The sequence below is a fragment of the Methylobacterium sp. D53M genome (genome assembly GCF_053345625.1).
In genome coordinates this window covers 315,677-341,115 of sequence record NZ_JBKFAL010000002.1, presented here as the reverse complement: position 1 = coordinate 341,115, position 25,439 = coordinate 315,677, and the positions used below count along the sequence as shown (strand labels likewise).

27 protein-coding genes are annotated in these 25,439 nt (G+C 72.2%); 14 read left to right on the top strand and 13 right to left on the bottom strand.

The window, feature by feature from the left end:
* Positions 1 to 13: 13 nt before the first annotated feature.
* Positions 14 to 1,516, bottom strand: a complete 1,503-nt coding sequence (locus ACLBYG_RS05875) for an NAD(P)H-hydrate dehydratase (RefSeq protein WP_447680863.1) — start codon at positions 1,514 to 1,516, stop codon at positions 14 to 16.
* A 194-nt stretch (positions 1,517 to 1,710) separates the two neighbouring features.
* Between ACLBYG_RS05875 and ACLBYG_RS05870 the strand changes: the two genes are divergently transcribed.
* A complete protein-coding gene (locus ACLBYG_RS05870; protein WP_003600526.1) occupies positions 1,711 to 2,049 on the top strand; it encodes a P-II family nitrogen regulator in 339 nt (112 codons plus the stop codon).
* A 184-nt stretch (positions 2,050 to 2,233) separates the two neighbouring features.
* Entirely contained in the window at positions 2,234 to 2,413 is a 180-nt protein-coding gene (locus tag ACLBYG_RS05865) for a DUF2735 domain-containing protein (protein ID WP_091926542.1), read from the top strand.
* Positions 2,414 to 2,680: 267 nt separating this feature from the next.
* On the opposite strand, the gene ACLBYG_RS05860 is transcribed toward ACLBYG_RS05865, so the two are convergent.
* The gene (locus tag ACLBYG_RS05860; protein WP_012322031.1) at positions 2,681 to 3,715 is read right to left on the bottom strand and encodes a glutamine synthetase beta-grasp domain-containing protein; all 1,035 of its coding nucleotides are present in this window, start codon (positions 3,713 to 3,715) and stop codon (positions 2,681 to 2,683) included.
* A gap of 334 nt (positions 3,716 to 4,049) precedes the next feature.
* Here ACLBYG_RS05860 and glnA point away from each other — a divergent pair, with 334 nt between their 5' ends.
* Together glnA and ACLBYG_RS05850 are read left to right on the top strand one after the other, a co-directional pair.
* Positions 4,050 to 5,459, top strand: coding sequence for a type I glutamate--ammonia ligase (gene glnA, locus ACLBYG_RS05855; RefSeq protein ID WP_012322030.1), 1,410 nt, complete (start codon positions 4,050 to 4,052; stop codon positions 5,457 to 5,459).
* Between the two features lie 218 nt (positions 5,460 to 5,677).
* A complete protein-coding gene (locus ACLBYG_RS05850) occupies positions 5,678 to 6,316 on the top strand; it encodes a VOC family protein (protein WP_132368130.1) in 639 nt (212 codons plus the stop codon).
* A gap of 164 nt (positions 6,317 to 6,480) precedes the next feature.
* On the opposite strand, the gene ACLBYG_RS05845 is transcribed toward ACLBYG_RS05850, so the two are convergent.
* Positions 6,481 to 7,104, bottom strand: coding sequence for a ribonuclease D (locus tag ACLBYG_RS05845; protein ID WP_447680862.1), 624 nt, complete (start codon positions 7,102 to 7,104; stop codon positions 6,481 to 6,483).
* 99 nt (positions 7,105 to 7,203) lie between these two features.
* On the opposite strand from ACLBYG_RS05845, the gene ACLBYG_RS05840 reads away from it, so the two are divergent.
* The gene (locus ACLBYG_RS05840; protein WP_056531529.1) at positions 7,204 to 7,632 is read left to right on the top strand and encodes a cupin domain-containing protein; all 429 of its coding nucleotides are present in this window, start codon (positions 7,204 to 7,206) and stop codon (positions 7,630 to 7,632) included.
* Between the two features lie 95 nt (positions 7,633 to 7,727).
* Complete coding sequence (locus tag ACLBYG_RS05835; RefSeq protein ID WP_447680861.1) at positions 7,728 to 8,954, top strand: glycerophosphodiester phosphodiesterase family protein; 1,227 nt, start codon at positions 7,728 to 7,730, stop codon at positions 8,952 to 8,954.
* 220 nt (positions 8,955 to 9,174) lie between these two features.
* Here ACLBYG_RS05835 and ACLBYG_RS05830 read toward each other — a convergent pair whose 3' ends face one another.
* From ACLBYG_RS05830 to ACLBYG_RS05815, 4 genes are all read right to left on the bottom strand, one after another.
* The gene (locus tag ACLBYG_RS05830) at positions 9,175 to 9,414 is read right to left on the bottom strand and encodes a hypothetical protein (protein ID WP_447680860.1); all 240 of its coding nucleotides are present in this window, start codon (positions 9,412 to 9,414) and stop codon (positions 9,175 to 9,177) included.
* 21 nt (positions 9,415 to 9,435) lie between these two features.
* Entirely contained in the window at positions 9,436 to 9,834 is a 399-nt protein-coding gene (locus ACLBYG_RS05825) for a hypothetical protein (protein WP_447680859.1), read from the bottom strand.
* Between the two features lie 506 nt (positions 9,835 to 10,340).
* Entirely contained in the window at positions 10,341 to 11,069 is a 729-nt protein-coding gene (gene phbB, locus ACLBYG_RS05820; protein WP_020090774.1) for an acetoacetyl-CoA reductase, read from the bottom strand.
* A 114-nt stretch (positions 11,070 to 11,183) separates the two neighbouring features.
* Positions 11,184 to 12,368: an acetyl-CoA C-acetyltransferase gene (locus tag ACLBYG_RS05815; protein WP_447680858.1), complete on the bottom strand. Its 1,185-nt coding sequence runs from the start codon at positions 12,366 to 12,368 to the stop codon at positions 11,184 to 11,186.
* 325 nt (positions 12,369 to 12,693) lie between these two features.
* Between ACLBYG_RS05815 and phaR the strand changes: the two genes are divergently transcribed.
* Positions 12,694 to 13,290: a polyhydroxyalkanoate synthesis repressor PhaR gene (phaR, locus tag ACLBYG_RS05810; protein WP_056531522.1), complete on the top strand. Its 597-nt coding sequence runs from the start codon at positions 12,694 to 12,696 to the stop codon at positions 13,288 to 13,290.
* Positions 13,291 to 13,383: 93 nt separating this feature from the next.
* The gene (locus ACLBYG_RS05805) at positions 13,384 to 13,698 is read left to right on the top strand and encodes a hypothetical protein (RefSeq protein ID WP_100250584.1); all 315 of its coding nucleotides are present in this window, start codon (positions 13,384 to 13,386) and stop codon (positions 13,696 to 13,698) included.
* Between the two features lie 19 nt (positions 13,699 to 13,717).
* Here ACLBYG_RS05805 and rpmF read toward each other — a convergent pair whose 3' ends face one another.
* The gene (gene rpmF / locus ACLBYG_RS05800) at positions 13,718 to 13,906 is read right to left on the bottom strand and encodes a 50S ribosomal protein L32 (protein ID WP_003601373.1); all 189 of its coding nucleotides are present in this window, start codon (positions 13,904 to 13,906) and stop codon (positions 13,718 to 13,720) included.
* Positions 13,907 to 14,131: 225 nt separating this feature from the next.
* On the opposite strand from rpmF, the gene ACLBYG_RS05795 reads away from it, so the two are divergent.
* Positions 14,132 to 14,491 carry a helix-hairpin-helix domain-containing protein gene (locus ACLBYG_RS05795; protein WP_091676385.1) on the top strand — a complete coding sequence of 120 codons (360 nt, stop codon included), beginning with the start codon at positions 14,132 to 14,134 and terminating at the stop codon, positions 14,489 to 14,491.
* A gap of 3 nt (positions 14,492 to 14,494) precedes the next feature.
* Here the strand turns inward: ACLBYG_RS05795 and ACLBYG_RS05790 are convergent, their stop codons facing one another.
* Entirely contained in the window at positions 14,495 to 15,217 is a 723-nt protein-coding gene (locus tag ACLBYG_RS05790; RefSeq protein WP_447680857.1) for a hypothetical protein, read from the bottom strand.
* The gene (locus ACLBYG_RS05785) at positions 15,214 to 15,516 is read right to left on the bottom strand and encodes a hypothetical protein (RefSeq protein WP_091676379.1); all 303 of its coding nucleotides are present in this window, start codon (positions 15,514 to 15,516) and stop codon (positions 15,214 to 15,216) included. The genes ACLBYG_RS05790 and ACLBYG_RS05785 overlap by 4 nt, the downstream gene beginning before the upstream one ends.
* 208 nt (positions 15,517 to 15,724) lie before the next feature.
* Here ACLBYG_RS05785 and ACLBYG_RS05780 point away from each other — a divergent pair, with 208 nt between their 5' ends.
* On the top strand, positions 15,725 to 18,604 hold the full coding sequence (locus ACLBYG_RS05780; RefSeq protein ID WP_447680856.1) for a phosphoenolpyruvate carboxylase: 2,880 nt from the start codon (positions 15,725 to 15,727) through the stop codon (positions 18,602 to 18,604).
* Between the two features lie 9 nt (positions 18,605 to 18,613).
* Here ACLBYG_RS05780 and ACLBYG_RS05775 read toward each other — a convergent pair whose 3' ends face one another.
* Together ACLBYG_RS05775 and ACLBYG_RS05770 are read right to left on the bottom strand one after the other, a co-directional pair.
* Positions 18,614 to 19,069 carry an NfeD family protein gene (locus ACLBYG_RS05775; protein ID WP_056531510.1) on the bottom strand — a complete coding sequence of 152 codons (456 nt, stop codon included), beginning with the start codon at positions 19,067 to 19,069 and terminating at the stop codon, positions 18,614 to 18,616.
* Between the two features lie 5 nt (positions 19,070 to 19,074).
* A complete protein-coding gene (locus ACLBYG_RS05770) occupies positions 19,075 to 20,055 on the bottom strand; it encodes an SPFH domain-containing protein (protein WP_056531508.1) in 981 nt (326 codons plus the stop codon).
* A gap of 330 nt (positions 20,056 to 20,385) precedes the next feature.
* On the opposite strand from ACLBYG_RS05770, the gene ACLBYG_RS05765 reads away from it, so the two are divergent.
* The 3 genes from ACLBYG_RS05765 (at position 20,386) to ACLBYG_RS05755 (ending at position 23,713) form a co-directional block, all read left to right on the top strand.
* Complete coding sequence (locus ACLBYG_RS05765; RefSeq protein WP_447680855.1) at positions 20,386 to 21,480, top strand: glycosyltransferase; 1,095 nt, start codon at positions 20,386 to 20,388, stop codon at positions 21,478 to 21,480.
* Positions 21,481 to 21,587: 107 nt separating this feature from the next.
* Positions 21,588 to 22,682 (top strand): glycosyltransferase, encoded by a 1,095-nt coding sequence (locus ACLBYG_RS05760; protein ID WP_447680854.1) that lies wholly within the window; start codon positions 21,588 to 21,590, stop codon positions 22,680 to 22,682.
* A complete protein-coding gene (locus tag ACLBYG_RS05755; RefSeq protein ID WP_447680853.1) occupies positions 22,679 to 23,713 on the top strand; it encodes a glycosyltransferase in 1,035 nt (344 codons plus the stop codon). Before ACLBYG_RS05760 ends, ACLBYG_RS05755 begins: the two co-directional genes overlap by 4 nt.
* A 72-nt stretch (positions 23,714 to 23,785) precedes the next feature.
* Here ACLBYG_RS05755 and ACLBYG_RS05750 read toward each other — a convergent pair whose 3' ends face one another.
* A complete protein-coding gene (locus tag ACLBYG_RS05750; RefSeq protein ID WP_091676367.1) occupies positions 23,786 to 23,968 on the bottom strand; it encodes a hypothetical protein in 183 nt (60 codons plus the stop codon).
* Between the two features lie 177 nt (positions 23,969 to 24,145).
* Between ACLBYG_RS05750 and ACLBYG_RS05745 the strand changes: the two genes are divergently transcribed.
* On the top strand, positions 24,146 to 25,429 hold the full coding sequence (locus ACLBYG_RS05745; RefSeq protein ID WP_447680852.1) for an efflux RND transporter periplasmic adaptor subunit: 1,284 nt from the start codon (positions 24,146 to 24,148) through the stop codon (positions 25,427 to 25,429).
* Positions 25,430 to 25,439: the final 10 nt, after the last annotated feature.

The window sequence follows — 25,439 nt, the reverse complement described above, 5'->3', positions numbered from 1 at the left end:
GTCAGCCGCCGGGTCAGCCCCCGGTCGACGCGACGAGGTCGCGCAGGACCGCCGGCATCAGCTCGGGGATGTCCTCGGCGATCAGGCCCGGCCCGTGGCGCAGGCCCGCATCCCCGTGGAGCCAGACGCCGGCCGCGGCGGCCGCGAAGGGCTCCATGCCCTGCGCGAGCAGGCCGGCGATCAGGCCGCCGAGCACGTCCCCGGACCCGGCCGTCCCGAGATAGGGACTGCCGTGGTCGTTGATGGCCGCACGGCCGTCGGGGGCCGCGATCACCGTGTCGGCCCCCTTGAAGACCACCACGGCGCCGGTGAGCGCGGCCGCCGCGCGGGCCCGGGCGACCTTGTCGGCGCCCTCGGCCATCGCGTCCGTCCCGTCGAAGAGCCGCGCGAACTCGCCGGCATGCGGGGTCAGCACGGCCCGCGCGTCCCCGTCGGCGAGATGGGCGGCGAGCAGCGGCGCCTTGCCGGCGAAGCTCGTCAGCGCGTCGGCGTCGAGGACGAGGCCGCGCCCGGCCGCGGCCGCCACGGCCACGCGCTCCCGGGTCGGCTCGCCGGTGCCGAGCCCGGGTCCGGCCAGGATCACGTTCAGCCGCTCGTCGGTGAGCAGGTCGTCGAGATCGTCGGCGCTCTCGCAGGGCCGCAGCATGATCGCCGTGAGGTGGGCGGCGTTCTCGGGCAGCGCGGCGGTCGGGGACGCGACGGTGACGAGCCCGGCCCCGACCCGCAGGGCGCCGCGGGCGGCGAGCCGGGCGGCGCCGGTCTTGGTGGCCGGCCCGGACAGGACCAGGGCGTGGCCGCGGGTGTACTTGTGGCTCGCGCCGGTGAGGTGCGGGAAGTCCCGGCCCCACAGGTCGGGCCCGTTTCGGTCGAGGGGCGCGCCGGCGGCCAGGCCCGCCTCCAGCGCCGCCGGGCCGGTCCCGATATCGGCGAGGCTGAGCTGGCCGCACAGGCCCCGCCCGGGCTGGAGCAGGTGCCCGGGCTTGAGGGTCACGAAGGTCACGGTCTCGACCGCTCGGATGGCGGCGCCGCGCACCGCCCCGCTATCGCCGTCGACCCCGCTCGGCACGTCGACGGCGAGCACCGGCATCCCGGCCTCGTTCACCGCCTCCACGAGCGCGCGGGCGGCGCCGTCGAGGTCGCGCGACAGGCCGGCCCCGAACAGGGCGTCGATCACGAGGTCGCCGGACGGCAGCGCGCCGCCCGCGGCCGGGCGCACCGGCCCCGTCCAGGCCGCGGCCGCGAGCGCGGCGTCCCCCGTCAGCGCCGACACCGCGCCGAGGCAGAGGAGCTCGACCGCGTAGCCGGCTTCGGCCAGCAGGCGCGCGGCCACGAAGCCGTCGCCGCCGTTGTTGCCCGGCCCGCACAGGACGACGACGCGGCCACCCGCCGGGAGCCGGGCCCGGGCGCGCCCGGCCACGGCGGCCCCGGCCGCCTCCATCAGCGTCAGGCCCGGCACGCCGCCCTCGATTGCCGCGGCATCGACCCGCCTCATCGCCGCGACCGTCAGCAACCGCATATCCGTCTCCGCCTCTGCCCGTGCACCGATCAGCCCTGACTAAAATCGCGCCAGATTCCGGTGAAGCGCTCTAAGGATGTGCGTGCATCGCACAGCAAATAGGCACTATGGTCGGACGCGCCGCGAAAACGGCGTGGCGAAGGCGTCACGAGGATGTTAGAAATGCCAGGCACCGCAGCGCAGGCCCGAGCGGCATGAAGAAGATCGAAGCGATCATCAAGCCTTTCAAGCTCGACGAGGTGAAGGAGGCGCTCCAGGAGGTCGGCCTCCAGGGCATCACCGTCATCGAGGCGAAGGGTTTCGGCCGTCAGAAGGGCCACACGGAGCTCTACCGGGGCGCCGAGTACGTGGTCGACTTCCTGCCCAAGGTGAAGCTCGAGATCGTCCTGTCCGACGCCCTAGTCGAGGGCGCCGTGGAGGCGATCCGCAAGTCGGCCCAGACCGGGCGCATCGGTGACGGCAAGATCTTCGTCTCGACGATCGAGGAGGCGATCCGCATCCGCACCGGCGAGACCGGCACGGACGCGATCTGACCCGAGCCCGCCCGCGGTCCAGGACCGCCGGCGGCCGCGCACCGCGCGACACCTGCCTAAGATTTCGCACTGCGCGAATGTCCGGCATCGGCGCCTCCGGCCCTGGAGCGCCGCTTCCCGCACCCCACATCATCGGGAACGGCCGGCCCGATCGGCCGCTCGAACCGGTGCAGGAGGAAGTGCGATGGCCGCCACGGACCCGCGCGAGACCGCCAAGATCTACGATCTGTCCGCGTTCCGACGCGCGCGCGAGACCGCCCGGGCGGCTCCGGAGGCGAAGCCCGCGCCCGTGCCGAGCTTCGGCGGGGGCGCGTGGTACCACGAGGCCGCCATCCGCGAGGACGAGCGCCCGCGGCGGTCCTGAGGCGGAGGTAATTCGGGAGCGGTGGCGCCCCTGCGGCCGTCGAGCAGGCCGGACGGGCTCCCTCACCCGACCCACTGATCCTGACGTGCCCGCGCCAGCCGGCCTCGAGAGGGCGCCCGGCGGTCCGCGCGATCCCCGGAGACCTCCGTCGAGGCCTGCGCCGCGCTCCAACCCCGAGGACGGGGTAGATCGGAAGCCCGTTACCCCGGAAACGGCGAAGCCGGACCCGAGGGCCCGGCTTCGCATCGTCTGTCGAAGCTCCGCGTCTTACGCGGCTGCAGCGGCCTCGGTCGGCACGGAAGCGATCGTCTTCAGCACCTGCGAGGCGATCTGGTAGGGGTCGCCCTGCGAGTTCGGACGGCGGTCCTCCAGGTAGCCCTTGTAGCCGTTGTTCACGAAGGAGTGCGGCACGCGGATCGAGGCGCCGCGGTCGGCCACGCCGTACGAGAACTCGTGGATCGAGGCGGTCTCGTGCTTGCCGGTCAGGCGCATGTGGTTGTCCGGACCGTAGACGGCGATGTGCTCCTCGCGGGCGTTCTTGAACGCCTCCATGAGCTTCTCGAAGTAGGCCTTGCCGCCGTGCTCGCGCATGAACGCGGTCGAGAAGTTGCAGTGCATGCCCGACCCGTTCCAGTCGGTGTCGCCGAGCGGCTTGCAGTGGTACTCGACGTCGATGCCGTACTTCTCGCAGAGGCGCTGCAGGAGGTAGCGGGCCATCCACATCTCGTCGGCGGCCTTCTTGGAGCCCTTGCCGAAGATCTGGAACTCCCACTGGCCCTTGGCCACCTCGGCGTTGATGCCCTCGTGGTTGATGCCGGCATCGAGGCAGAGGTCGAGGTGCTCCTCGACGATCTTGCGGGCGACGTCGCCGACGTTCGAATAGCCGACGCCGGTGTAGTACGGGCCCTGCGGCGCCGGGTAGCCGGAGGCCGGGAAGCCGAGCGGGCGGCCGTCCTTGTACAGGAAGTACTCCTGCTCGAAGCCGAACCAGGCGCCGGCATCGTCCAGGATGGTGGCGCGCTTGTTGGACTCGTGCGGGGTCACGCCGTCCGGCATCATCACTTCGCACATCACCAGCACGCCGTTCTTGCGGGCCGGGTCGGGGAAGTGGCGCACGGGCTTCAGCATGCAGTCGGAGCTGCCGCCCTCGGCCTGCTTGGTGGACGAGCCGTCGAAGCCCCACATCGGGAGCTGCTCGAGGGTCGGGAAGCTGTCGAATTCCTTGATCTGCGTCTTACCGCGGAGGTTCGGGGTCGGCGTGTACCCGTCGAGCCATATGTACTCGAGCTTGTATTTGGTCATTCCGGTTCTCTCGTCCGTATCGATGCGCGACCTGGGCAACCCGGGAAGACGCGAACGGCTTGCCGCCTCGTCGACGGCTGCGGCCGCAATTGCATGGATCGTGCCAGGAAGGCCATTGCCGGAGAACAACGGTGCCCTAGAAACGGAGCTGCCGATCACGGTTACGAGATCGGGTGCGTGAACGGGCCGATCGTTTCATCCGTCGGCCGATTCCGCTGCCCGGCGGGTGGCAAGGTACGCCCGCGCCGGATATCAAGCGCCGCTTGCCGGTGCGCGCGACCGCGTGCGGGTGCGCCACGAGAGCCGATTCAGAGATCCCTGGAGGATGCCCACGATGACGACTGCGGCCGAGGTGCTGAAGACGATCCGGGACAACGACGTGCGTTACGTGGACTTCCGGTTCACCGACCCGCGCGGCAAGTGGCAGCACGTCACGTTCGACGTGTCGCTCATCGACGAGGAGATCTTCGACGAGGGCACCATGTTCGACGGCTCCTCGATCGCCGGCTGGAAGGCGATCAACGAGTCCGACATGCTGCTGATGCCGGATCCCGTCACCGCCACGCTGGACCCGTTCTTCTCGGCCGCGACCATGTCGATCGTCTGCGACGTGCTGGAGCCGGCCACCGGCGAGCCCTACGGCCGTGACCCGCGCGGCACCGCCAAGCGCGCCGAGGCCTACCTGCAGCAGACCGGCATCGGCGACACGATCTACGTCGGCCCCGAGGCCGAGTTCTTCGTGTTCGACGACGTGAAGTTCGGCGCCGACCCGTACCGCACGGGCTTCGAGCTCGACTCCACCGAATTGCCGACCAACGGCTTCACCGATTACGAGGGCGGCAACCTCGGCCACCGGGTCCAGACCAAGGGCGGCTACTTCCCGGTGCCGCCGCAGGACTCGGCGCAGGACATGCGCGGCGAGATGCTCGCGGCCATGCAGTCCATGGGCGTGAAGGTCGAGAAGCACCACCACGAGGTGGCCTCGGCCCAGCACGAGCTCGGCATGAAGTTCGACACGCTGACCCTGCTCGCCGACCACATGCAGATCTACAAGTACTGCATCCACAACGTCGCGCAGAGCTACGGCAAGTCCGCGACCTTCATGCCCAAGCCCGTCTACGGCGACAACGGCTCAGGGATGCACGTCCACCAGTCGATCTGGAAGGACGGCAAGCCGGTCTTCGCGGGCGACAAGTATGCCGGCCTGTCCCAGGAGTGCCTCTGGTACATCGGCGGCATCATCAAGCACGCCAAGGCGCTGAACGCCTTCACCAACCCGTCGACCAACTCGTACAAGCGCCTGGTGCCGGGCTACGAGGCGCCGGTGCTGCTCGCCTACTCGGCGCGCAACCGCTCGGCCTCCTGCCGCATCCCGTGGACCAAGAGCCCGAAGGCCAAGCGCGTCGAGGTCCGCTTCCCCGACCCGATGGCGAACCCCTACCTCGCCTTCTCGGCGCTGCTGATGGCCGGCCTCGACGGCATCCGCAACAAGATCGACCCGGGTCCGGCCATGGACAAGGACCTGTACGAACTGCCGCCGCGGGAGCTGAAGAAGATCCCGACCGTGTGCGGCTCGCTCCGGGAGGCCCTGAACAGCCTCGACAAGGACCGGGCCTTCCTCAAGGAGGGCGGCGTGTTCTCGGACGACCAGATCGACTCGTTCATCGAGCTGAAGATGACCGAGGTGCTGCGCTACGAGATGACCCCGCACCCGATCGAGTTCGTGCAGTACTACTCGCTGTGATGTGAGAGCCGGCCGGGCACGAGGCCCGGCCCGGCACGCACTCCCGGGCCGGGGCCTCTCGCGGGGCCCCGGCCTTTTTCTTGGGGACGCTCAGACGTTACCCCTCGCCGCCTCACCCGAGGCAGCCCGTGAGCGCCGAGACCGGGTCGGGACCGGTGCGGTCCCGGGCCTGCCCGGCGGCCGGCTGCATAGGTGCCCGCGCGCACGGAGCCCGAACGATGCTCACCCTCGACCACCTCGTCGTCGTCGCGCCCGACCTCGCGGAGGGCGTGGCCCATGTGCGGGACTGCCTCGGCCTCGCCATGCCCGAGGGCGGTCGCCACCGCGAGATGGGCACGCGCAACCACCTGCTGCGCCTCGGCGACGCCCTGTTCCTGGAGGTGATCGCCGTCGATCCGGAGGCGCCGCCGCCGTCGGGCGCCCGCTGGTTCGGCCTCGGCGACGCGGCGCGGGTGCGGGCCGACTGGGATTCGGGCCGGCGGCTGCGCGGCTTCGTCGCCCGCGCGGACGATCTCGACGGCCTCCTCGCCGCGCACGGCGCGCTCCTCGGCGCGGCGGCGACGATGACCCGGGGCGACCTGTCCTGGCGCTTCGCGGTGCCCCCGGGCGGGGCGTGGCCGGCGGACGGTGCCGCGCCCTGCGCGATGGCGTGGGGACCGCGCGGCAATCCCGCCGCGACGATGCCGGATCTCGGCGCCGGTCTGGAGGCGCTCGTCCTAACGGATCCGGATCCCGCCGCCGTCGCGGGGCTTCACGCGGCGCTGGGCCTCGTCGCTCCACCGCAGGTTGTGGCCGGCCGGGGCCCGCGCTGGACCGCCCGGATCAGCACGCCGTCGGGCCCGCGGACCCTGACCTGAGGGCGACGGACCCTCCTCGCCGGCCTGATCGGGTGGGCGACCGGCGAGGAGGGCCTGGCCGGGACTCGGAAGCCCAGGCAGCCACAACCTACCAGCGACTTATCGCGGTGCGGTGACAGGAAAGTCTCACTCCGCACAGGAAGTGTGCAGGCCCCGCCTGACGATCAGGTGTGCGCGAAGATGTCGGTCTCGGGCCAGCCGTCGAGGTCGAGGCGCGCCCGCGTCGGCAGGAAGCCGAAGCAGGCGGCCGCGAGGTCGGTGCGACCCTCCCGGGCCAGCATCGCGTCGAGCCGCTCCCGGGCCGCGTGGAGGTGGAGGACGTCCGAGGCCGCGTAGTCGAGCTGGGCCTGCGACAGGGTCTCGGCGCCCCAGTCCGAGGATTGCTGCTGCTTCGACAGGTCGACGCCGACCAGCTCGCGGACCACGTCCTTCAGCCCGTGGCGATCCGTGTAGGTGCGCGCGAGCTTCGAGGCGATCTTGGTGCAGTAGACCGGGCTCGGCATCACGCCGAGGGCCCTGTACAGGACCGCCACGTCGAACCGCGCGAAGTGGAAGATCTTCAGGATGCCGGGATCGGCTAGGACCCGCTTGAGCACGACCGGCTCCGGCCCGTCCTGCGGGATCTGCACCACGTCGGCCGTGCCGTCGCCGGTGGAGAGCTGCACAACGCAGAGGCGGTCCCGATGCGGGTTGAGACCGAGCGTCTCGGTGTCGATGGCCACCGCCCGCCCCGCGTCGTAGGTGGCGGGCAGGTCGCCGCGGTGGAGACGTACGGTCGGGCTCGGCATCGTTCTCGGACCTTGCGGGGTTTTCGGCCGGTAGCATCGGTGCCAAGTGCCGGCAAGCCGCGGACGATCCGCGCGGCCGGGATCGACAGGGAGCTGGACATGACGGCAGCCGAGGTGATCGCGACCCTGGGGTTGAAGCCCCATCCGGAGGGCGGCCATTACCGCGAGACGTTCCGCGATCCACGGACCGTCGACGGCCGTTCGGTCGGCACCGCGATCTACTTCCTGCTCGACCTCGGCGAGGTCTCGGCGTGGCACCGGGTCGACGCCACCGAGATCTGGCACTGGCACGCCGGCGCGCCGCTGGTGATCACCACGAGCCCCAACGGGCACGACGCCGAGGCCCGGCATCTCGGGCCGGACCTCGGCGCCGGGCAGCGCCCGCAATGCGTCGTGCCGGCCGGCCACTGGCAGACCGCCACCAGCCTGGGCGCCTGGACGCTCGTCGGCTGCACGGTCTCGCCGGGCTTCGACTTCGCCGGCTTCGAGATGGCGCCGCCCGACTGGCGGCCGACGCCGCGCGGATGATCCGCCGCTATCATGGCGGCGGCGCGCCGGGGCGTGCGGGGTCACGCCCCTGTCGCCGTCCCCCTCTACCGGCGGCCTGAAACGGGAGGTTCGCGATGCGTGCGATCATGTTGGGGCTGGGGCTGCTTCTGGGAGCGGGCCCCGCGCTCGCCGGCGAGGCCGCCCAGCTCGGTCCCCGGCCCTTCTATCTCGTCGACCAGCTGAAGCCCGGCCCGCTCAAGGACAGGCTCGCCGCCTGCGGCGTCGACCGGACCTACACGCCCCGGACCTTCTCGATCTCGCACCGCGGCGCGCCGCTGATGTTCCCCGAACACACCCGGGAGGGCCTGCTCGCCGCGTACCGGATGGGCGCCGGGATCATCGAGTGCGACGTGGCCTTCACCAAGGACCGCCAGCTCGTCTGCCGCCACAGCCAGTGCGACCTGCACACGACCACCGACATCCTCGCCCGGCCCGAGCTCGCGGCGAAGTGCACGCAGGGCTTCACGCCGGCCGACCCGGCCACCGGGCGGAAGGCCTCGGCCAAGTGCTGCACAAGCGACCTGACGCTGGACGAATTCAAGTCGCTGAACGGGAAGATGGACGCGTCCGACCCGGACGCCACCACGGTGGCGGCCTACATGAACGCGACGCCGCGCTGGCGCACCGACCTCTACGCCGGCACCGGCACGCTGATGTCGCATAAGGAGTACATCGCGCTGGTGAAGGGGATGGGGCGGAAATTCACCCCCGAGCTGAAGGCGCCCCAGGTGCCGATGCCGTTCCAGGGCAGCTACACGCAGGACATGTACGCCCAGCAGCTGGTCGACGAGTACCGGGAGGCCGGGATCCCGGCCTCCGACGTCTACCCGCAGAGCTTCCAGCTCCGCGACATCCTCTACTGGTTGGAGAAGGATCCGGAATTCGGCCGCCAGGCGATCTTCCTCGACGACCGGGACGAGACCGCGAAGGGCTTCGATCCGGAGAAGCCCGCCACGTGGCAGCCCGGCATGGCCGAGCTCGCCCGGAAGGGCGTGAAGATCCTGGCGCCGCCGCTGTGGATGCTGGTCCGGCCGGGCCCGGACGGGACGATCGAGCCCTCGACCTACGCCCGGGAGGCCAAGGCGGCCGGACTGGGGCTGATCGCGTGGTCGCTGGAGCGCTCGGGCCCCCTGAAGGGCGGCGGCGGGTACTATTACCAGTCGATCAAGCCGGTGGTCACCGGCGACGGCGACATCCTGCGGCTGCTCGACGTCCTGCACGGTCAGGTGGGCGTGCTGGGGGTCTTCTCCGACTGGCCCGCGACCACGACCTTCTACGCCAACTGCGTCGGCGCTCCTTAGCGCCGCCGCTCAGTCGGCCCAGAAGGCCACGAGGGAGAAGAGGCCGGCCATCACGAAGTTCACGATCAGGAAGCCGGTGATGATGAGGGCGAGCGTCATGGTGGCCTCGGAGGCGGAGCGGTCTGGGGGATGGGGGCGCGGCGCGGCCAAGTCTTCGTGGACCTGCGCCGCCCGCCGATGAGCCCCGCGGCGCGTCCGCGGGGGCATGCGTGGTGTCCGCCTAGTACGGGCTCAGCACGTAGAGGAGGTTGGACAGGTACTCGCCGTTCAGCGGCTTCCAGCCGAGCCGCCGCCGGATCAGGCCGTACCCCGCGCAGGTCAGCGCGGCGGAGCCGAGAACGGCCAGCGTGAACCAAGCGAGGCTGGCGGTCGCGAACCCGACGGCGCTGCCGAACAGGGCCACCGTCACGAAGATGATCCGGCTCGGGTTGCGCGGGCCGCGCGTCGTCATGTCGGACATGGGGACCTCCCTCGATCCGGATCAGCGGGCGCGGCAGTTCGGGCCGTACCAAGTCATGGTCCGGCGATCCATGCCGCCGTCCGAGGAGGCGCCGCAGACGGGGAACCGCGTGTCGCCGGTGCGCTGCAGGCTCATGACCTTGTAGAGGTCCTGCTGGGCCTCGCGGCGGCGGTTCTGCTCGGCGAGCTGCGCCTGCCAGTACAGGTTGCTGTTGGACTGGGCGACGGCGCGCTGCTGGTGGAGCCCCATCATGCACTCGGCGAAGCCGTCGGTGCCGGGCTCGAAGCCGAAAGCGTAGCACTGGTTCTGATCCAGCGCGTGGCGCTCCTGCGGGGTGACGCAGGCCGCCAGCCCCAGGGCACAGGCCGCCGCGAGCCCGAGCTTCGCGATTGCGGGCAGCCCGGAGCGGTCGTCACGCATCGCGGTCGTGCGGGAAGAACAATTCTGGCTCGCGCCGATAAACTGAACGCCGAATTTACCGTGAAACCAGTTGTTCATGATCCTCAGGACCTCGATTTCTATCGGCAGGACCATCCGTGAGCCGATGGAAGGAGGTCTATACGAGGCCGTTCGAATTGTTCGTGTCTCAGAACACGCGGGCCGGCGGCTCGATCGCTGCCCGCAATGCCCGTTATCCCGCCCGACGCGCGATTCCGCACGCGGGGAAGGACTTTCGTCACGCTTGATGGGTCGGATGGTCCGGGCTCGCGACAACGGCCGGCGGCGCGCGCGGCGCGTGGGCCGAACCGGTGCTGCCCGGGACGGTCGCCGGCAGGTGGGGCCGGCGCGGGGAGCGCCGTCGTCGGGCTCGGCCGCGCGGAGTGTCGGAAGGAACGCTCACCGGACGGAGAGTTGCGCGTCCGGCGCGGTGGGGCGGCTCGCCCACAGGGCGGGCGCGCCGGGTCGATCCGGCGCGCCCGCGGCGATCAGACGAAGTGCTGGCCGCCGTTGATGGTCAGCGTCGAGCCGTTCACGAAGCCGGCCTCGTCGCTCGCCAGATACTCGACCGCGTGGGCGATCTCGTCGGCCTCGCCGAGGCGGCCGGTCGGGATCGTGGAGATGATCTTGTTGCGGATATCCTCCGCCACCGCCATCACCATCTCGGTGGCGATGTAGCCCGGCGCCACCACGTTCACCGTGATGCCCTTCGACGCGCTCTCCTGGGCCAGCGCCTTGGCGAAGCCGATCACGCCGGCCTTGGCGGCCGAGTAGTTGGTCTGCCCGGCCTGGCCCTTCTGGCCGTTGATCGACGAGATGATGATGATGCGGCCGAAGTTGCGGCTGCGCATGCCCTCGATCAGCGGACGGGTGCAGGTGAACATCGAGTCGAGGTTGGTCTTGATGACCGCCTGCCACTTCTCGAACGTCATCTTGTGGAAGGCACCGTCCCGGGTGATGCCGGCGTTGTTCACCAGGATGTCCACCGGGCCGAGTTCGGCCTCGATCGCCTTGATGCCGGCCTCGCAGCTCGCGAGATCGCCCACGTCGAACTTGAAGACGGGGATTCCGGTCTCGGCCTTGAAGGCGTTGGCCGCCTCGTCGTTGCCGGCGTAGTTGGCGGCGACCTTGTAGCCCTTGTCCTTGAGCCGCTTCGAGATCGCCGCGCCGATGCCGCGGGTGCCGCCCGTCACGAGGGCGACGCGTCCTTGAGCCATTGTTTCCTCCTGTTCGCATCACTTGATGCCGCGTGCGGATGGCGTCCGCACGCGATTTTTTCTGACTTCGGCCTTAAGTCTATGTTGTGGGCCGATACTGTCGTGACAGACCGATCAGGTCCGCTCGACGCACATCGCCACGCCCATCCCGCCGCCGATGCAGAGCGTAGCGAGGCCCTTCTTGGCGTCGCGGCGCTTCATCTCGTGGAGCAGGGTGACGAGGACGCGGGCGCCCGAGGCACCGATCGGGTGGCCGATGGCGATGGCGCCGCCGTTGACGTTCACCTTCGCGTCGTCCCAGCCCATGTCCTTGTTCACGGCCAGCGCCTGGGCCGCGAAGGCCTCGTTCGCCTCGATCAGGTCGAGGTCGGACGGCTTCCAGCCGGCCTTCTCCAGGGCCTTGCGCGAGGCCGGGATCGGGCCGGTGCCCATCACCTTCGGGTCGACGCCCGCGGTCGCCCAGGACTTGATCCGGGCGAGCGGGGTCAGGCCGCGGCGCTCGGCCTCCGAGGCCGACATCAGCACCAGGGCGGCGGCGCCGTCGTTGAGGCCCGAGGCGTTGGCGGCCGTGACGGTGCCATCCTTGGTGAAGGCCGGCTTCAGCTTGCCCATCGCCTCCATGGTGGCGCCGTCGCGGATGTACTCGTCGGTGTCGACGACCGTGTCGCCCTTCTTGCCCGGCACCGTGACGGGGACGATCTCGTCCTTGAACCGGCCCTCCTTGCGGGCGGCCTCGGCCTTGTTCTGCGAGCGGGTCGCGAACTGGTCCTGCTGCTCGCGGGTGAGCTGGAAGGCCTGGGCGACGTTCTCGGCGGTCTGGCCCATGTGGTAGCCGTTGAAGGCGTCCCAGAGCCCGTCCTTGATCATGGTGTCGACGAGCTTCACGTCGCCCATCTTCTGGCCGCCGCGCAGGTACTGCGCGTGGGGCGACAGCGACATCGATTCCTGGCCGCCGGCCACGATGACCCTGGCGTCGCCGTTGGCGATCTGCTGCATGCCGATCGCGACCGTGCGAAGGCCCGAGCCGCAGACCTGGTTGAGGCCCCAGGCGGTGGCCTTCTCGGGGATGCCGGCCTTGATGGCCGCCTGCCGGGCGGGGTTCTGGCCGGCGCCCGCGGTGAGGACCTGGCCAAAGATCACCTCGTCCACCTCGTCGGGCGAGACCTTGGCGCGCTCCAGGGCGGCCTTGATCGCCGTCGCGCCGAGCTCGTGGGCCGGCACCGCCCCGAAGGCGCCGCCGAACGAGCCGACCGGCGTGCGCGCCGCCCCGACGATGACGATCTCTTCGCTGCCTGCCATGTGAACGTTCTCCTCTCGCGAGCCGGCGCGCCTTCCACGTCCCGGGGCGCGCTCTGTGCCGGCCCTGGGATGAAGGGCCTGAGGTGGGCGAAGTCAAGGTTGTGGATCAACGCGCCAAACGCGCCGATGACGCGACCGCGAGACTGAAATGGCGCGACCGCCCCGACCGCTCTGCATTATTCTGCGTTGAACAGCTGCAGTTTGCTGTTTTCTGCGCCCGGGGAAGGCTTTAAGGATCGTGTTGCGGGCGCGAAGACAGCCCCCGTCAGACAGCACCGCGCGTCTGCAACGCCCCCCGGTCCCGAGTCCAGAAAGGCCGTTCCCGATGGCGGATACCGTCAAGGCCACCCAGACCGTCATCAAGAAGTACGCCAACCGGCGCCTCTATCACACGGGCACCTCGACGTACGTGACGCTGGAGGACCTCGCCACGATGGTGCAGAACGGCGAGGATTTCGTCGTCTACGACGCGCGCACGGGCGACGACATCACGCGCTCGGTCCTGACGCAGATCATCTTCGAGCAGGAGAACAAGGCCGGCGCCGAGAACCTGCTCCCGGTGGCGTTCCTGCGCCAGCTGATCCGCTTCTACGGCGACAGCATGCGCACGATGGTGCCGAGCTTCCTCGAATTCTCGATGGCGAACTTCGCCAAGGACCAGGACGGCCTGCGCGAGAAATTCGCCCAGAGCTTCGGCCCGGCGGCGTTCCAGAACGCCATCGAGCAGCAGGTGCGCACCAACATGAACTTCTTCGGCGATGCCATGAAGATGTTCACGGGCTTCGCCCCGCCCGCGCCGGGAGCCCAGCCGACGGCGCCGGCCGCGACTCAGCCCGCGACCTACGGGGGCGGCGAGCTGGACGATCTCAAGCGCCAGATGCTGGAGATGCAGCAGCGCCTGGAAGCGCTCGCGAAAAAGTAATTCGGCCGGACCGATCGGACGAAGGGTTGACGATCGGTAAACGTCGGCCCCACCTTTGCGACACGGGCACGGAAACGTGCGGAGAATGTGCGCATGGTGCGTATCGGAACAGTCAGCCGTCTCGGCCCGACACAGGTCCGCCCCACCCGGCGCGCGCCGGTCCCGGACGCGGACGCCTCCCCCGAGGCGGCGCGGACGGAGGTCCAGGCGCTCGCCCTGATCGACGGCGGCCGGTCCGATGAGCCGCCCGCCCCCCGGACAGCGGAACGCGCGGCCGCGGGGAGACCCCGCGCCGGCTTCATCGCGCAGTTGCTGACGGCGGGCGATCCGACGCTGCTGCCGTCGCGCCTGGAACGGACCCGGATGGCCGCCGCGCGCTACGCGGAGGCCGCGCGGCGCCTCGCCTGAGGCGCCGCCCTCGCGAGGCTCAAGCCTCGGCCGACTTCACCTTCAGGACCTGACGGCCGCGGTACATGCCGGTCTTCAGGTCGATGTGGTGCGGACGGCGCAGCTCGCCGGAATCCTTGTCCTCGACGTAGGTCGGCGCCTTGAGGGCGTCGGCCGAGCGGCGCATGCCGCGGCGGGAGGGGGAGGTCTTTCGCTTCGGAACGGCCATGGCTGGATCCTTCGTGACGCCGCGGACAAAGCGGCGCGCGGGCGGCTCCTCGATCGAGGATCGCCACGCACACCGCGGGATACGGATGAGGCCGGGCTTATAGCTCCGGCGCCGGCCCGTGACTAGGGGTGCCGGACCACAACCGTTAAGGGCGGGTTCAAGCGGAGCGGCGCAGATCTGGCCGGACGGCACCGCTGTGCGGGCCGCGCCTCTCGGGAGAACGCCATGGCTTCCTCCACCAAGACCCTCGCCCTCCTCGCCCTCCTGTCGAGCCTCGTCGCGGCCCCGGCCCTGGCGCAGGCGCCGCAGGCGCCGACGACCGCGGCACCGACGGCCCCCGCGAAGCCCGCGGCCCCGAGCGCGCCCGTCGCCGGATCGCCGAACGCCGCCAAGGGGGCGCTGATCGATCTCAACAGCGCCAGCACCGAGGAGCTCGACGCGCTGCCCGGCATCGGCGCGGCGCGCGCGGCCGCGATCATCAAGGGACGGCCGTATCGCGGGAAGGACGATCTCGTCTCCAAGAAGATCATCCCGCAGAGCGTCTACGACGGCATCAAGGACAAGATCATCGCCAAGCAGAAGTAGCCGCTACTCGGCGATCGCCCCCTGGGGCATGGAGAAGCCGGGGGGCGTCTTCGGGGCCGCTGCGGCCTTCGGTGCCGCCTGGCGGGGCGCCTTCTTGCGGGCCTCGGCCTTCGGCACCTTCGGCGCCTTGACGGCGGGCGGCGCCTCGCAGGCGCGGAAGGTCAGCTGCGCCAGGGGCGTCCCCTCCTCGCTCACGATCGCGATCGGGTCGGGGAAGGTCGGCAGCGTCGGCTCCCAGTGGATCGAACCGCCCAGCATCGCCTCGATGCCCGACGCGGCGCCGCCGCGCCGCAGCGTCGTGAAATCGGGCCCGTAGGCCGTGGCGACCTTTCCGGCGATCACCACCTGGAGAACCTCGTTCACCTCGGTCGTCAGCGGCCTGAGCGGGTTCGTCGTGCGGACCTGCCCGGCCCGCGTGATCACCATCTTGAACCCCTTGGCGCTCTCGAAGCGGGCCGCCTGCGTCCCGCAGGGCTGCTCGAGGGTCGGGCCGGCGGCGGGCGTGGGGGTCGCCGCCTGAGGGGCGGCTTGGCCCGGCGGCGGCGGCGGCGCGGCGGGCGCGGCCGGCGCAGGCGCGGCCGGTGCAGGCGCGACTTGCGCGGGCGCGGCCTGGGGAGGCGCGGCCGGCGCCGGCTTGCCGGCGGGCGCGGCCGTCGCCTGCATCGTCGACAGGCAGAGAGGACCGGCGAGCAGCAGCCCGGCCACCCCGCGCGCACATCGCTTCATCGCCCGGCTCCCGGCGGATCTCCGCGGAGCGCCGCGTCGCGCTGTGTCCGGTCGAGGGCGCGGATCGGCTCCAGTTCGATCGCGTCCAGATCGAGCACGCGCGGGTCGAGCACCTGGGCGCTGCGGTCGATCGGGCTCTTGCGCGGTCCGACCGAGCCGATGACGAGGTCCTCGTCCTCAATGTCGAGTTCGGAACCCATGCGCAGGGGCTCGCGCCGGCCGCGTGCCGCCATCGCGGCCACGGCGACGATGGCGACAGCGAAGACCAGAATAGCCAGGATGATGAACAGGCGCTCCATCAGGAGGTCAGCTCTAGCCTGCGGTTCAGGCCGCCGCCACCCCATCCCATCGTCGATATCGCCCCGCCGCGTCGCGGTTGTGTTCCCCGTCACGTCCTCGGCCCCGTCCTCTGTCAGGATCCGGTCAGTCCCGGGTCACGTGCGGAACGCTCCTTGCGTGGGCCGGCGGACCGGGTAGATGCGGGCAGACCGGAGCCGGGACCGACCGATGCAGCACGAGCCGAGCCGCGAGCCCGAGGAACTGGAGGCGCACCTCCTCGGACTGATCGAGGCCGCCCGGGATCAGGCCCGGGAGGACCCGTTCCGCAATCCCGTCCTGGCGGTGACTCTGGCGATCACCCGGCGCTTCGACCGGAACGAGATCTCGACGGGCGACCTCGACGGCCTGTTCGTGCGCCTGCGTGCCGCAGCGCTGGCGGCGCGGGCGGAACGGCTGCGGGCCTATGTCGGGCTCGATGCCGGGCCGGAGGATCCGCAGGCGGCGATCCCCGCGCGGCTCGTGGCGGCGGCGCCCGACCGGCCGGACGGCGTCGAGGCCTTCGCGGCCCTGATCCACCGCACCGCCTTCGCGGTGGTGTTCACGGCCCACCCCACCTTCGGCATGCCCCGAGCCGTCGCGGGCCTCCTCGCCGAGGCCGCGAGCCTGCCCGACGCCAGGGACCGCGCCGGGCTGGTCGCGCGCGCGGCGGCCCTGTCGACCCGGCCGGACGCCCCGATCACCCTGGATGTCGAGTTCGAGCAGGCCTGCGCGGCGGCCAATAACGGCCGGCTCGCCCTCGACGCCTTCAACGGCGCCCTGCTCGACGCCGCCCGCACCCGCTGGCCCGACCGCTGGACCGAGCTGACGCCCCGCCCCTTCGCCATCGCCAGCTGGGTCGGCTGCGACACCGACGGGCGCACCGATATCGGCTGGTGGGACACCCTGCGCTACCGGCTGATCTCGAAGCGCATGCAGTTCGACCGGGTGATGCGCGACCTGCCCGAGATCCCCGCCTGCCGCGAGGTCCGGGCCCTCGCGGAGAACGCCCTGGCGGCCGTGAACCGCCAGCTCACCGTGGCGCCGCGCCTCGGCGACCAGCCGTCCCTAGAGGCGGTGCACCGCTTCGCCCTGGCCCTCATCATCGAGCGGGAGCGCGCCCAGACCGATGCCGGCGTCCTCGTCGCCGCGCTGACCGAGGCCCTGGAGGCTGCCGACGACGCGGCCGACCAGCGCTGGATCGCCGTCCTGCGCGCGGGCGTCGCGACGCACGGCCTGTCGAACGCCCTGCCGCATTTCCGGCTGAACGCCAGCCAGATCCACAACGCGGTGCGGCGGGTGATCGACCTGGAGGGCGAGCCCACCGACGCGGCCCGCCGCCGCTCGCACCTCGCGACGATCCACACGCTGCTGAACGACGTCCGCCCGGTGGCGGTCGATTTTGGGGCGCTCGCGGCCGAGCGGGCCTCGGCGGCGCGGCTGATGATGACGATCGCCCAGATCCTCAAGCACGTCGACGGCACCCATCCGGTGCGCTTCCTCATCGCCGAGACCGAGACCGGCTACACCCTGCTCGCCGCCCTCTGGCTCGCGCGCCACTACGGCATCGCCGACAAGCTCGAGATCACGCCGCTGTTCGAGACGGCGAGCGCGCTGGAGCAGGGCATCCGGGTGCTCGACGACGCCCTGCGCAACCCGCACTGGCGCCAGTACCTGAAGCGCATCGGCCGCCTCACCGTGCAGTTCGGCTACTCCGATTCGGGCCGCTACGTCGGCCAGCTCGCGGCGACCTTCTGGATCGAGCGGCTGCGGCTGCGCATCACCGAGATGCTGGTCCAGAACGGCCTGTCCGACGTCGAGCTCGCGATCTTCGACACGCACGGCGAATCGATCGGGCGCGGCGCGCATCCGACCTCCCTGCGCGACCGCCTCGCCTACCTCGCCCCCGAGGACGCGCGCGACCGCGCCCGGAAGGCCGGCATCCGCGTCCGGCTCGAATCGAGCTTCCAGGGCACCGACGGCTACCTGCTGTACGGCACCGAGGCGCTGGCGCGCGCCAGCGTCGCCCGCATCGCCGAGCACGTCTACGCGCTCGACGTGACGGAGGAGGATTCGTTCCCGGACTACGCCCTGAACGACCGGCCGAAGGCCTCCGACAGCAACGTCGACCCGATCTACGCCGAGCCGGACTTCGCCCTCGAATTCTTCACCGCCGCCCGCCAGGACATGGAGGCGCTGGTCGACGATCCGGGCTACGCGGCGCTCCTCGGCACCTTCGGCCCGAGCCTGATCGACCGGACCGGGTCGCGCCCGGTGGCGCGCCAGACCGACAATGGCGGCCCGGCGCGGATCACCCATCCGCGCCAGATGCGGGCGATCCCCAACAACGCGATCCTGCACCAGCTCGGCTTCCTGGCGAACTCCCTCCACGGGATCGGCCGGGCGGCCCAGCGCGGCCCCGACCTGTTCCGCGACATGCGGCGCGACTCGGTGCGCTTCTCCCGGGCCTTCCGGCTGGTCCAGCACGCCGCCTCGGTCGGCGACCTCGACGTGCTGCGGGCCTATATCGACACCCTGGACCCGGCCGTGTGGCTGGAGCGGGCGCGGCGCACCCAGAAGGATTTCCGCCGGGACGAGCTGGTGGTGATCTCCGGGGCGCTGGAGCGCCTCGACCTCGCCCCAGCGCTGCGGAACCTGTTCGGACGCCTGACCCGGGACTGGCTCGCCCTGAGCGCTGCCGCCCCGGACCTGCCCGCCATGTCGGCCCGGCTGACGCTGCTCCACGCCCTGCGCCTCGCCCTGATCCACCGGATCTGGTTCCTGGCGGTGCACATCCCGGGCTTCCGGCCGCAGGCGGGCATCTCCCGCGAGCAGCTGCTGGAGCGCTTCCTGCGGCTGGACATCGACGGCTGCCTGAAGCTCCTCGACGCGATCTTCCCGGTCACGCCGGACCCGACGCTGGGCCTGAACTTCGGCGAGCCGGCCGGCCCGCGCGACGTCGGCACCTACGAGGCGGAGCACGCCAACCTGTTCCAGCCGATCCGCCGGATGTTCGATCAGGTGCGGGAGATCTCGGGGATGATCCAGCACGAGGTCGGGGCGTTCGGGTAGGCGCGGTCCTCAGGCCGCCTCCACCCGCAGGACCGTGCCGCCGATCCCGGTGACGCGCACCCGGCGACCGGCGGGCAGGTCGGGCCCCTCGACCCGCCACAGCGTGTCGTCGAAGCGGATCCGGCCCGCGCCGCGCACGATCGGCTCGTCGAGCACGCCCTCGCGCCCGATCAGGCCGCGGTCGGCGCGGTTCAGGTCCGGACCGGCCCGCCTGCCGCGGTGCTGGAGGCGCGCCGCGAGCGCCACCAGGGCGACGGCGAGACCGGCGAACAGCAGGGTCTGGCCCTGCCAGGGCATGGGCAGCGCCGCGGCCGCGAGGCCGGTCGCGACGGCGGCGAGGCCGAGCCAGATCAGGAACACGCCGGGCAGCAGGATCTCGGCACCGGCGAGCACGAGGCCGGCGATGACCCAGCTCCAGGCCGCCCCGAGGGCCCCGAGGGTTCCGGCGAGGGAATCGAGCGTCACCGGCGTCAGGCCCGCGGCGCCGCGACGTTCGGCGGGGTCCCGGTGCGCCGGGGCGCGGCGGCGCCGTCGCCGAAGACCGTGCGGGTGAGCTCGCCGATGCCGCCGAGCGTGCCGGCGAGGGCCGCCGCCTCGATCGGCACCACCACGACCCGCTGGTTCGGCGCGGTGGCGATCGCCCGCACCGCGTCGACGTACTTCTCGGCCACGAGGAAGTTCGCCGCCGCGATGTCGCCCTCGGCGATCGCCCGGCTGACCATCCCGGTCGCCGCCGCCTCGGCCTCGGCCGAGCGCTCCCGCGCCTCCGCGTCGCGGAACGCGGCCTCGCGCCGGCCCTCCGCCTCCAGGATCGCCGATTGCTTGCGCCCCTCGGCCCGCAGGATCTCGGCGGCGCGCTGCCCCTCCGCCTCCAGGATCGAGGCGCGCTTCTCGCGCTCGGCCTTCATCTGCCGGGCCATCGCCCCGGCGAGGTCGGCCGGGAGCACGATGTCCTTGATCTCGATCCGGTTGATCTTGACGCCCCAGGGCGAGGCCGCCGCGTCCATCACCCGGAGCAGGCGCTCGTTGATCTCGTCGCGGTGAGCGAGGAGCTGGTCGAGATCCATCGAGCCGACCACGGTGCGGATGTTGGTCATGGTCAGGGTCGTGGCCGCGAGGTCGAGGCTCGAGACCTCGTAGGAGGCGCGGGCCGCGTCGAGCACTTGGTAGAACACCACCGCGTCGATGGTGACGCCGGCATTGTCGCGGGTGAAGGCCTGCTGGCTCGGCACGTCGATGACCTGCTCCATCACGTTGACCTTGCGGCCGATCCGCTCGACGAAGGGCGTGATCAGGCCGAGGCCGGCGTCGAGGCTGCGGGCGTAGCGGCCGAAGCGCTCCACCGTGTAGACGTGGCCCTGGGGCACGATCTTCACGCCCGCGGCCAGGGTGATGATCGCCAGCACCGCCAAGCCCACGGCGAACACGCTCAGCCCCAACGGAAGCCCCATCGACACCCCTCCCCTGACGGCGCCACGGCCGGCGCGGCCGCGCAGCCTAACAGGCCGATCGGGGCTCCGCGACCGCGTGTCCGCGGGGCAGCCCGGAGGCGTGCCGCGCCGCGGCGTGAACGGTCACCCGCGGATGTCGATCATCAATGGTTCAGGCCGCCGCGCTTAGGAAGCCGGCAAGCGTCGCGTTCGTCGTCGCTCCGACCCCGTCAACGCAACGCTTGTTGAAGAAATATTCGGCATGATCCCCGCCACCCTCGCTGCGGAAAGAAGTCCTTTCGCGCCGCTGCGGGCGGCAGAAATCCCCACCCAACCGGACTCGGTGCGCGCGTGAAGATCGCTGTCCTCGCACATCTGAAATACCCGATCGGCCAGCCCTACGCCGGCGGCCTGGAGATGCACACGCATCTCCTGACCGTCGCGCTGAAGCGGCACGGGCACGACGTCACGCTGTTCGCGAGCCGCGGGTCCGACCCGGCGCTCGACCCGGTCATGCTCTGCGATCCGACCGGGGACGCGCTCCTCGACCCGGAGCGGGAGGAGGCGATCGACCGGGAAGAGGAGGATGCCTACCGGCGCATGATGGAGATGGTCGCGGCCGGAGGCTTCGATCTCGTCCACAACAACGCGCTGCACGCCCTGCCGCTGCGCGAGAGCGCCCGGCTCGGCCTGCCCTGGGTCACCGTGCTGCACACGCCGCCCTTCGACTCCCTGGTCGGCGGCGTCGTCCAGGCCGACCCCGACATGGCCTTCCTGGCGGTGTCCCCGTCGCTGGCGCAGGAATGGGCGCATCTCGTGCCCGGCGCCCAGGTGGTCGACAACGGCGTAGACCTCTCTACCTTCGCGTTCTCACACGCTGCCGACGATACGCCCTTCGCCTTCTGGTCGGGCCGGATCGTGCCCGAGAAGGGGCTGCACCTCGCGATCGACGCGGCGCGCGCCGCCGGGCTGCCGCTGATCTTCGCGGGTCCCAAGCTCAATCCCGGCTACTGGGCCGCCGAGATCGCCCCGCGTCTCGGGCCGGACCTGACGCATCTCGGCCATCTCTCCCACCGGGACCTCGCCCATCATCTCGGCCGGGCCCGCGTGGCGATCGTCTCGCCCCGCTGGGAGGAGCCCTTCGGCCTCGTCGTGGCGGAGGCCCTGGCCTGCGGCACGCCGGTCGCCGCCTTCCGGCGCGGCGCAATGCCCGACATCCTGGACGCGTCCTGCGGCCGCCTCGCCCGCCCGGACGACCCGCAGGATCTCTCGGTGGCGATCCGGGAGGCCGCCGGCCTGTCGCGCCGGGCCTGCCGCGACCGCGCCGAGGCGCTCTACGACGCCGCCGCCATGACCGGGCGCTACCTGGAGGCCTACGACGCCGTGATCGCGCGCTGCGCCGAGCGGGCACGGCCGGCCCTGCGCGTCGCCGGAGGACGCGGCTGAACGGCGCGGATCCGCGCGCCGCAATCCGCACCCGAGCCCGGAGCCCAGCGGCATGACGGGCCGCCCCCGACCTCCGCGGCGCACGAGGGTGCCACGGGAGACCTGCCATGACCACCGACGCCGACCATCCGGCCCCACCGCCCTGCGTCGTCTGCATCCCCGCCCGGAATGAGGCCGAGCGCCTGCCGCGCCTGCTCGCCTCCCTGGCCGCGCAGAACGGCGTCTCGGCGCGGGCGCCCCTGCGCGTCGTGGTGCTGGCCAACAACTGCACGGACGGGACCGTCCAGGCGGTGCGGGACGTCGAGGCCTCGGGCATCCTCGCGACCCTGACCCTCCGGCTGATCGCGGTCGAGCTCGGCGGCGCGGACGCCCATGTCGGCACGGCGCGGCGCATGGCGCTCGATGCCGGGGCCGACTGGCTGGAGGCGGACGGGGAGCCGGACGGCATCCTCCTCACCACCGACGCGGATGCCCGCCTGCCGGCCGAGTGGGTCGCGGCCAATCTCCGCGCGCTGGAGGCCGCCGACATCGTCGGTGGCCGGCTGGTGATCGACGACGACGGCACGCCGGACCCCGCCCTGACGGACCTGCACGCGCGCATCGAGCGCTACTGGTCCGGCGTCCGACGCCTGGAGGATCTGCTCGACCCGCCGCCCTACGATCCCGCCCCCCGTCACGGCGACCATACCGGCGCGAGCCTCGCCGTTCCCGCGATCCTGTACCGGGCGGTCGGCGGGCTGCCGGCGCTGCCCTGCGGCGAGGACAACGCCCTCGTCGGGCTGCTGCGCGCCAACGGCGCGCGCGTGCGCCACTGCCCGGACGTGCAGGTGCTGGTCTCGTCCCGCCACCAGGGGCGGGTCTCGGGCGGCATGGCCACCGAGATGCTGCGCCGGACCCGCGTCCTCGACGGGGAGGCCTACCTGCTGCCGGAGGCCGCGCACTGGCAGGCGCTGATCCTGCGCCGCGCGGCCCTGCGCCGGGCCTTCCACCTCGACCCGCAGGCCCGCGCCGCGGCCTGCGCGCGGCTCGGTCTCGACGCCGACGACCTCGCCGCCGTCGGCGCCTGCCCGAACGACATCGCCTTCGTGGAGCGGGCCGACCGGATCCTCGAGTCGCGCAGCCCGCCGGCGCGGGACTGCGCCCTCGACCAGGCGGTCGCCGATCTCGACGCCCTCGCGTCATCCCTGAGGGACGCCGCGTGACCCGCGGCATCGGCTGGTACGTCCATCACCAGGGCGCCGGCCATCTCCAGCGGGCCCGGGCTGTCGCCCGCGCCCTGGACCGGCCCTGCACGATCCTCGGGACGCTGGCCGGGTTCGACACCGCCGGCCTCGACACCGTCGACCTGCCCGACGACCGCCCCCTCGGCGACGCTGCCTTCGACGGCCGGGACGGCGCGACCGAGCGGCCCGAGGCGCTGCACTACGCGCCGCTCAACCATCCGGGGGTCCGCGCGCGGATGGCGCGCATCGCCGCCTGGGCGGAGCGGGCCGAGCCGGCCCTCCTGGTCGTCGACGTCTCGGTGGAGGTGGCGCTCCTGGCGCGCCTCCTGTCGGTGCCGACCCTGGTGGTGCGGCTCGCGGGGACCCGGACCGACCGGCCGCATCTGGAGGCTTTCCGCGGCGCGACGCGGCTGCTCGCACCGTTTCCCGCGGCGCTCGACGGCGCGGCCGTGCCGGACTGGGTCCGGGCCAAGACGCACTACGCGGGCTTCCTCGGCGCGCCGGCGCAGGCCCCGACCGAGGCGAGCCGCGAGATCGTGGTCGTGTTCGGCCGCGGCGGCGCGGGGGGCGACCTCGCGGATCTCGCCGCGGCCGCGCGGGCGGTGCCGGACCGGCCGTGGCACGTGTTGGGGCCGGTATCAGGCTCGGGCGCCGTCCCCGGCAACCTGCACCTGCACGGCTGGGTCCCGGACGTCGAGGCGCGGGTCGCGCGAGCGGCTTTGCTGGTGGGCGGCGGCGGCGACGGCGTGGTCGCCCTGGCGGCCGCGCAGCGGAAGCGCTTCGTCTGCCTCCCGGAGGAGCGTGCCTACGGGGAGCAGACCGAGAAGGCCGAGGCGCTGGCCCGGCTCGGGGCCGCGATCGTTCATCCCGGCTGGCCCTCGGCCGCGGCGTGGCCTGGCCTCATCGCGGCGGCCCGCGCCATCGACCCATCGGTGATCGGCGGCCTGCACGACCCGGACGCGGTCCGGACCTGCGCCGCGACGATCCAGACCCTGATCGCGGATCTCTGAACGGCCGGGCCGCGACGGAGCGGGCGGTCGCCGCGCCGGCGCGGGTGCCTCAGTCCGCACTCATGTCCGGACTCACGAGATCAGGTCGAGCTTCGCGGCCTCGATCCCGTCGGCGCGGATCGTGTCCGGCAGGGACGAGAAGTCGCGATAGCCCGCCTCGCGCGCCATGGCGTCGAGGGCCGTCTGCTCGTCGTCGGCCGCCCCCGTCCAGAGCACCGCGCCGCTCTTCTTCTGCCTAATCTGAAAAATGCTCATCGACCCCTCCCCGGTCCCGAGAAGACCATCGGCCTATTAACGTCGCTATTCGTGGCTGGTTGCAGGTTGAGCGCCGTGAACGGCCGCGCTCCGGCCGCCCCGATCACCTGCGGCGCGAGGCCCGGCGACGGCCCCGCCGGATGGCGCTATGCTCGACCTCCGGTGGAGTGGCTCGCCATGAAAACGCCGACCTGCCCAGCGAGGGAGAGGCAATACCAGTCCAGCGCCGCTTGCGAGGCCCCCGTCGTGAACTCCGTCCGTTGGCGCGCGCCCCGCCTCACTCTCCTGTGCGGGCTCGCGATCCTCGCCGGCGCGCCGGCCCGGGCCGTCGAGACCGCCGCCGTTCCCGACGCCGCCGCCATCGCGCCCGCGGTCACCGTCGTGCCCGCCGAGAACCGCGAGATCGTCGAGCGGGCCGTCGTCACCGGCACGCTGGTCCCCCGGGACGAGATCCTCGTCTCCCCCGAGGTCGAGGGGCTGCGCATCACCGATCTCCTCGTCGAGGAGGGCGACCGCGTCACCAAGGGGCAGGTCCTCGCCAAGCTGTCGCTGGAGATGATCGTCACCCAGGAGGCGTCGAACGCCGCGGCGATCGCCCGGGCCGAGGCGGCGATCGTCCAGGCCCAGAGCCAGATCGTCCAGGCGGAGGCCGCCAACCTGGAGGCCAAGCAGGCGCTCGAGCGCGCCCAGGCGCTCGCCAAGACCGGGAACGCAACCGCGGCCGTGCTGGAACAGCGCGTCTCGGCGGCGCAGGGGGCGGAAGGGCGCCTCGCCGCCGCCAGGGGCGGCCTGCAATCGGCGCAGGCCGACCTCGCCACCGCCCGGGCGGCCGGCGCCGAGATCGCCCTGCGGCGTGCCCGCACCGATATCCGGGCGCCGGAGGCCGGCATCGTCAATCGCCGCACCGCCCGGATCGGCGCCACAGCCACCGCGGTGGGCGAGCCGCTGTTCCGGCTGATCGCCCGGGGCGAGATAGAGTTGGAAGGCGAGGTGCCGGAGACGTCGCTGGCGCGCATCCACGTCGGCAACCCGGCGAGCCTCGACCTCGATGATGGCCGCCGCCTCGCCGGCAAGGTGCGCCGGGTCTACCCGGAGGTCGACCGGGCGACGCGGCTCGGCAAGGTGCGCATCCGCCTCGGCGACGATCCGGCCCTGCGCATCGGCGCCTTCGCGCGCGGCAACGTCGAGATCGCGCGCCGCACCGGCGTGGCCGTGCCGGTCTCCAGCCTGCTCTACGCGGCCGACGGCCGCGCCAGCGTCCTCGTGGTGAAGGACGGGCGCGTCGAGGCGCGGCCCGTGGCCGCGGGGCTCTCGGCCGACGGCTTCACCGAGCTCCGCTCCGGCGTCGCGGCCGGCGAGAGCGTCGTGGCCCGCGCGGGGAGCTTCCTGCGCGACGGCGACCGGGTGCGCCCCGTGCCGGCGCCCACCAGCACGCCGATCGCCGACGCGGCCCCGCGGTAGGACGAGTCGA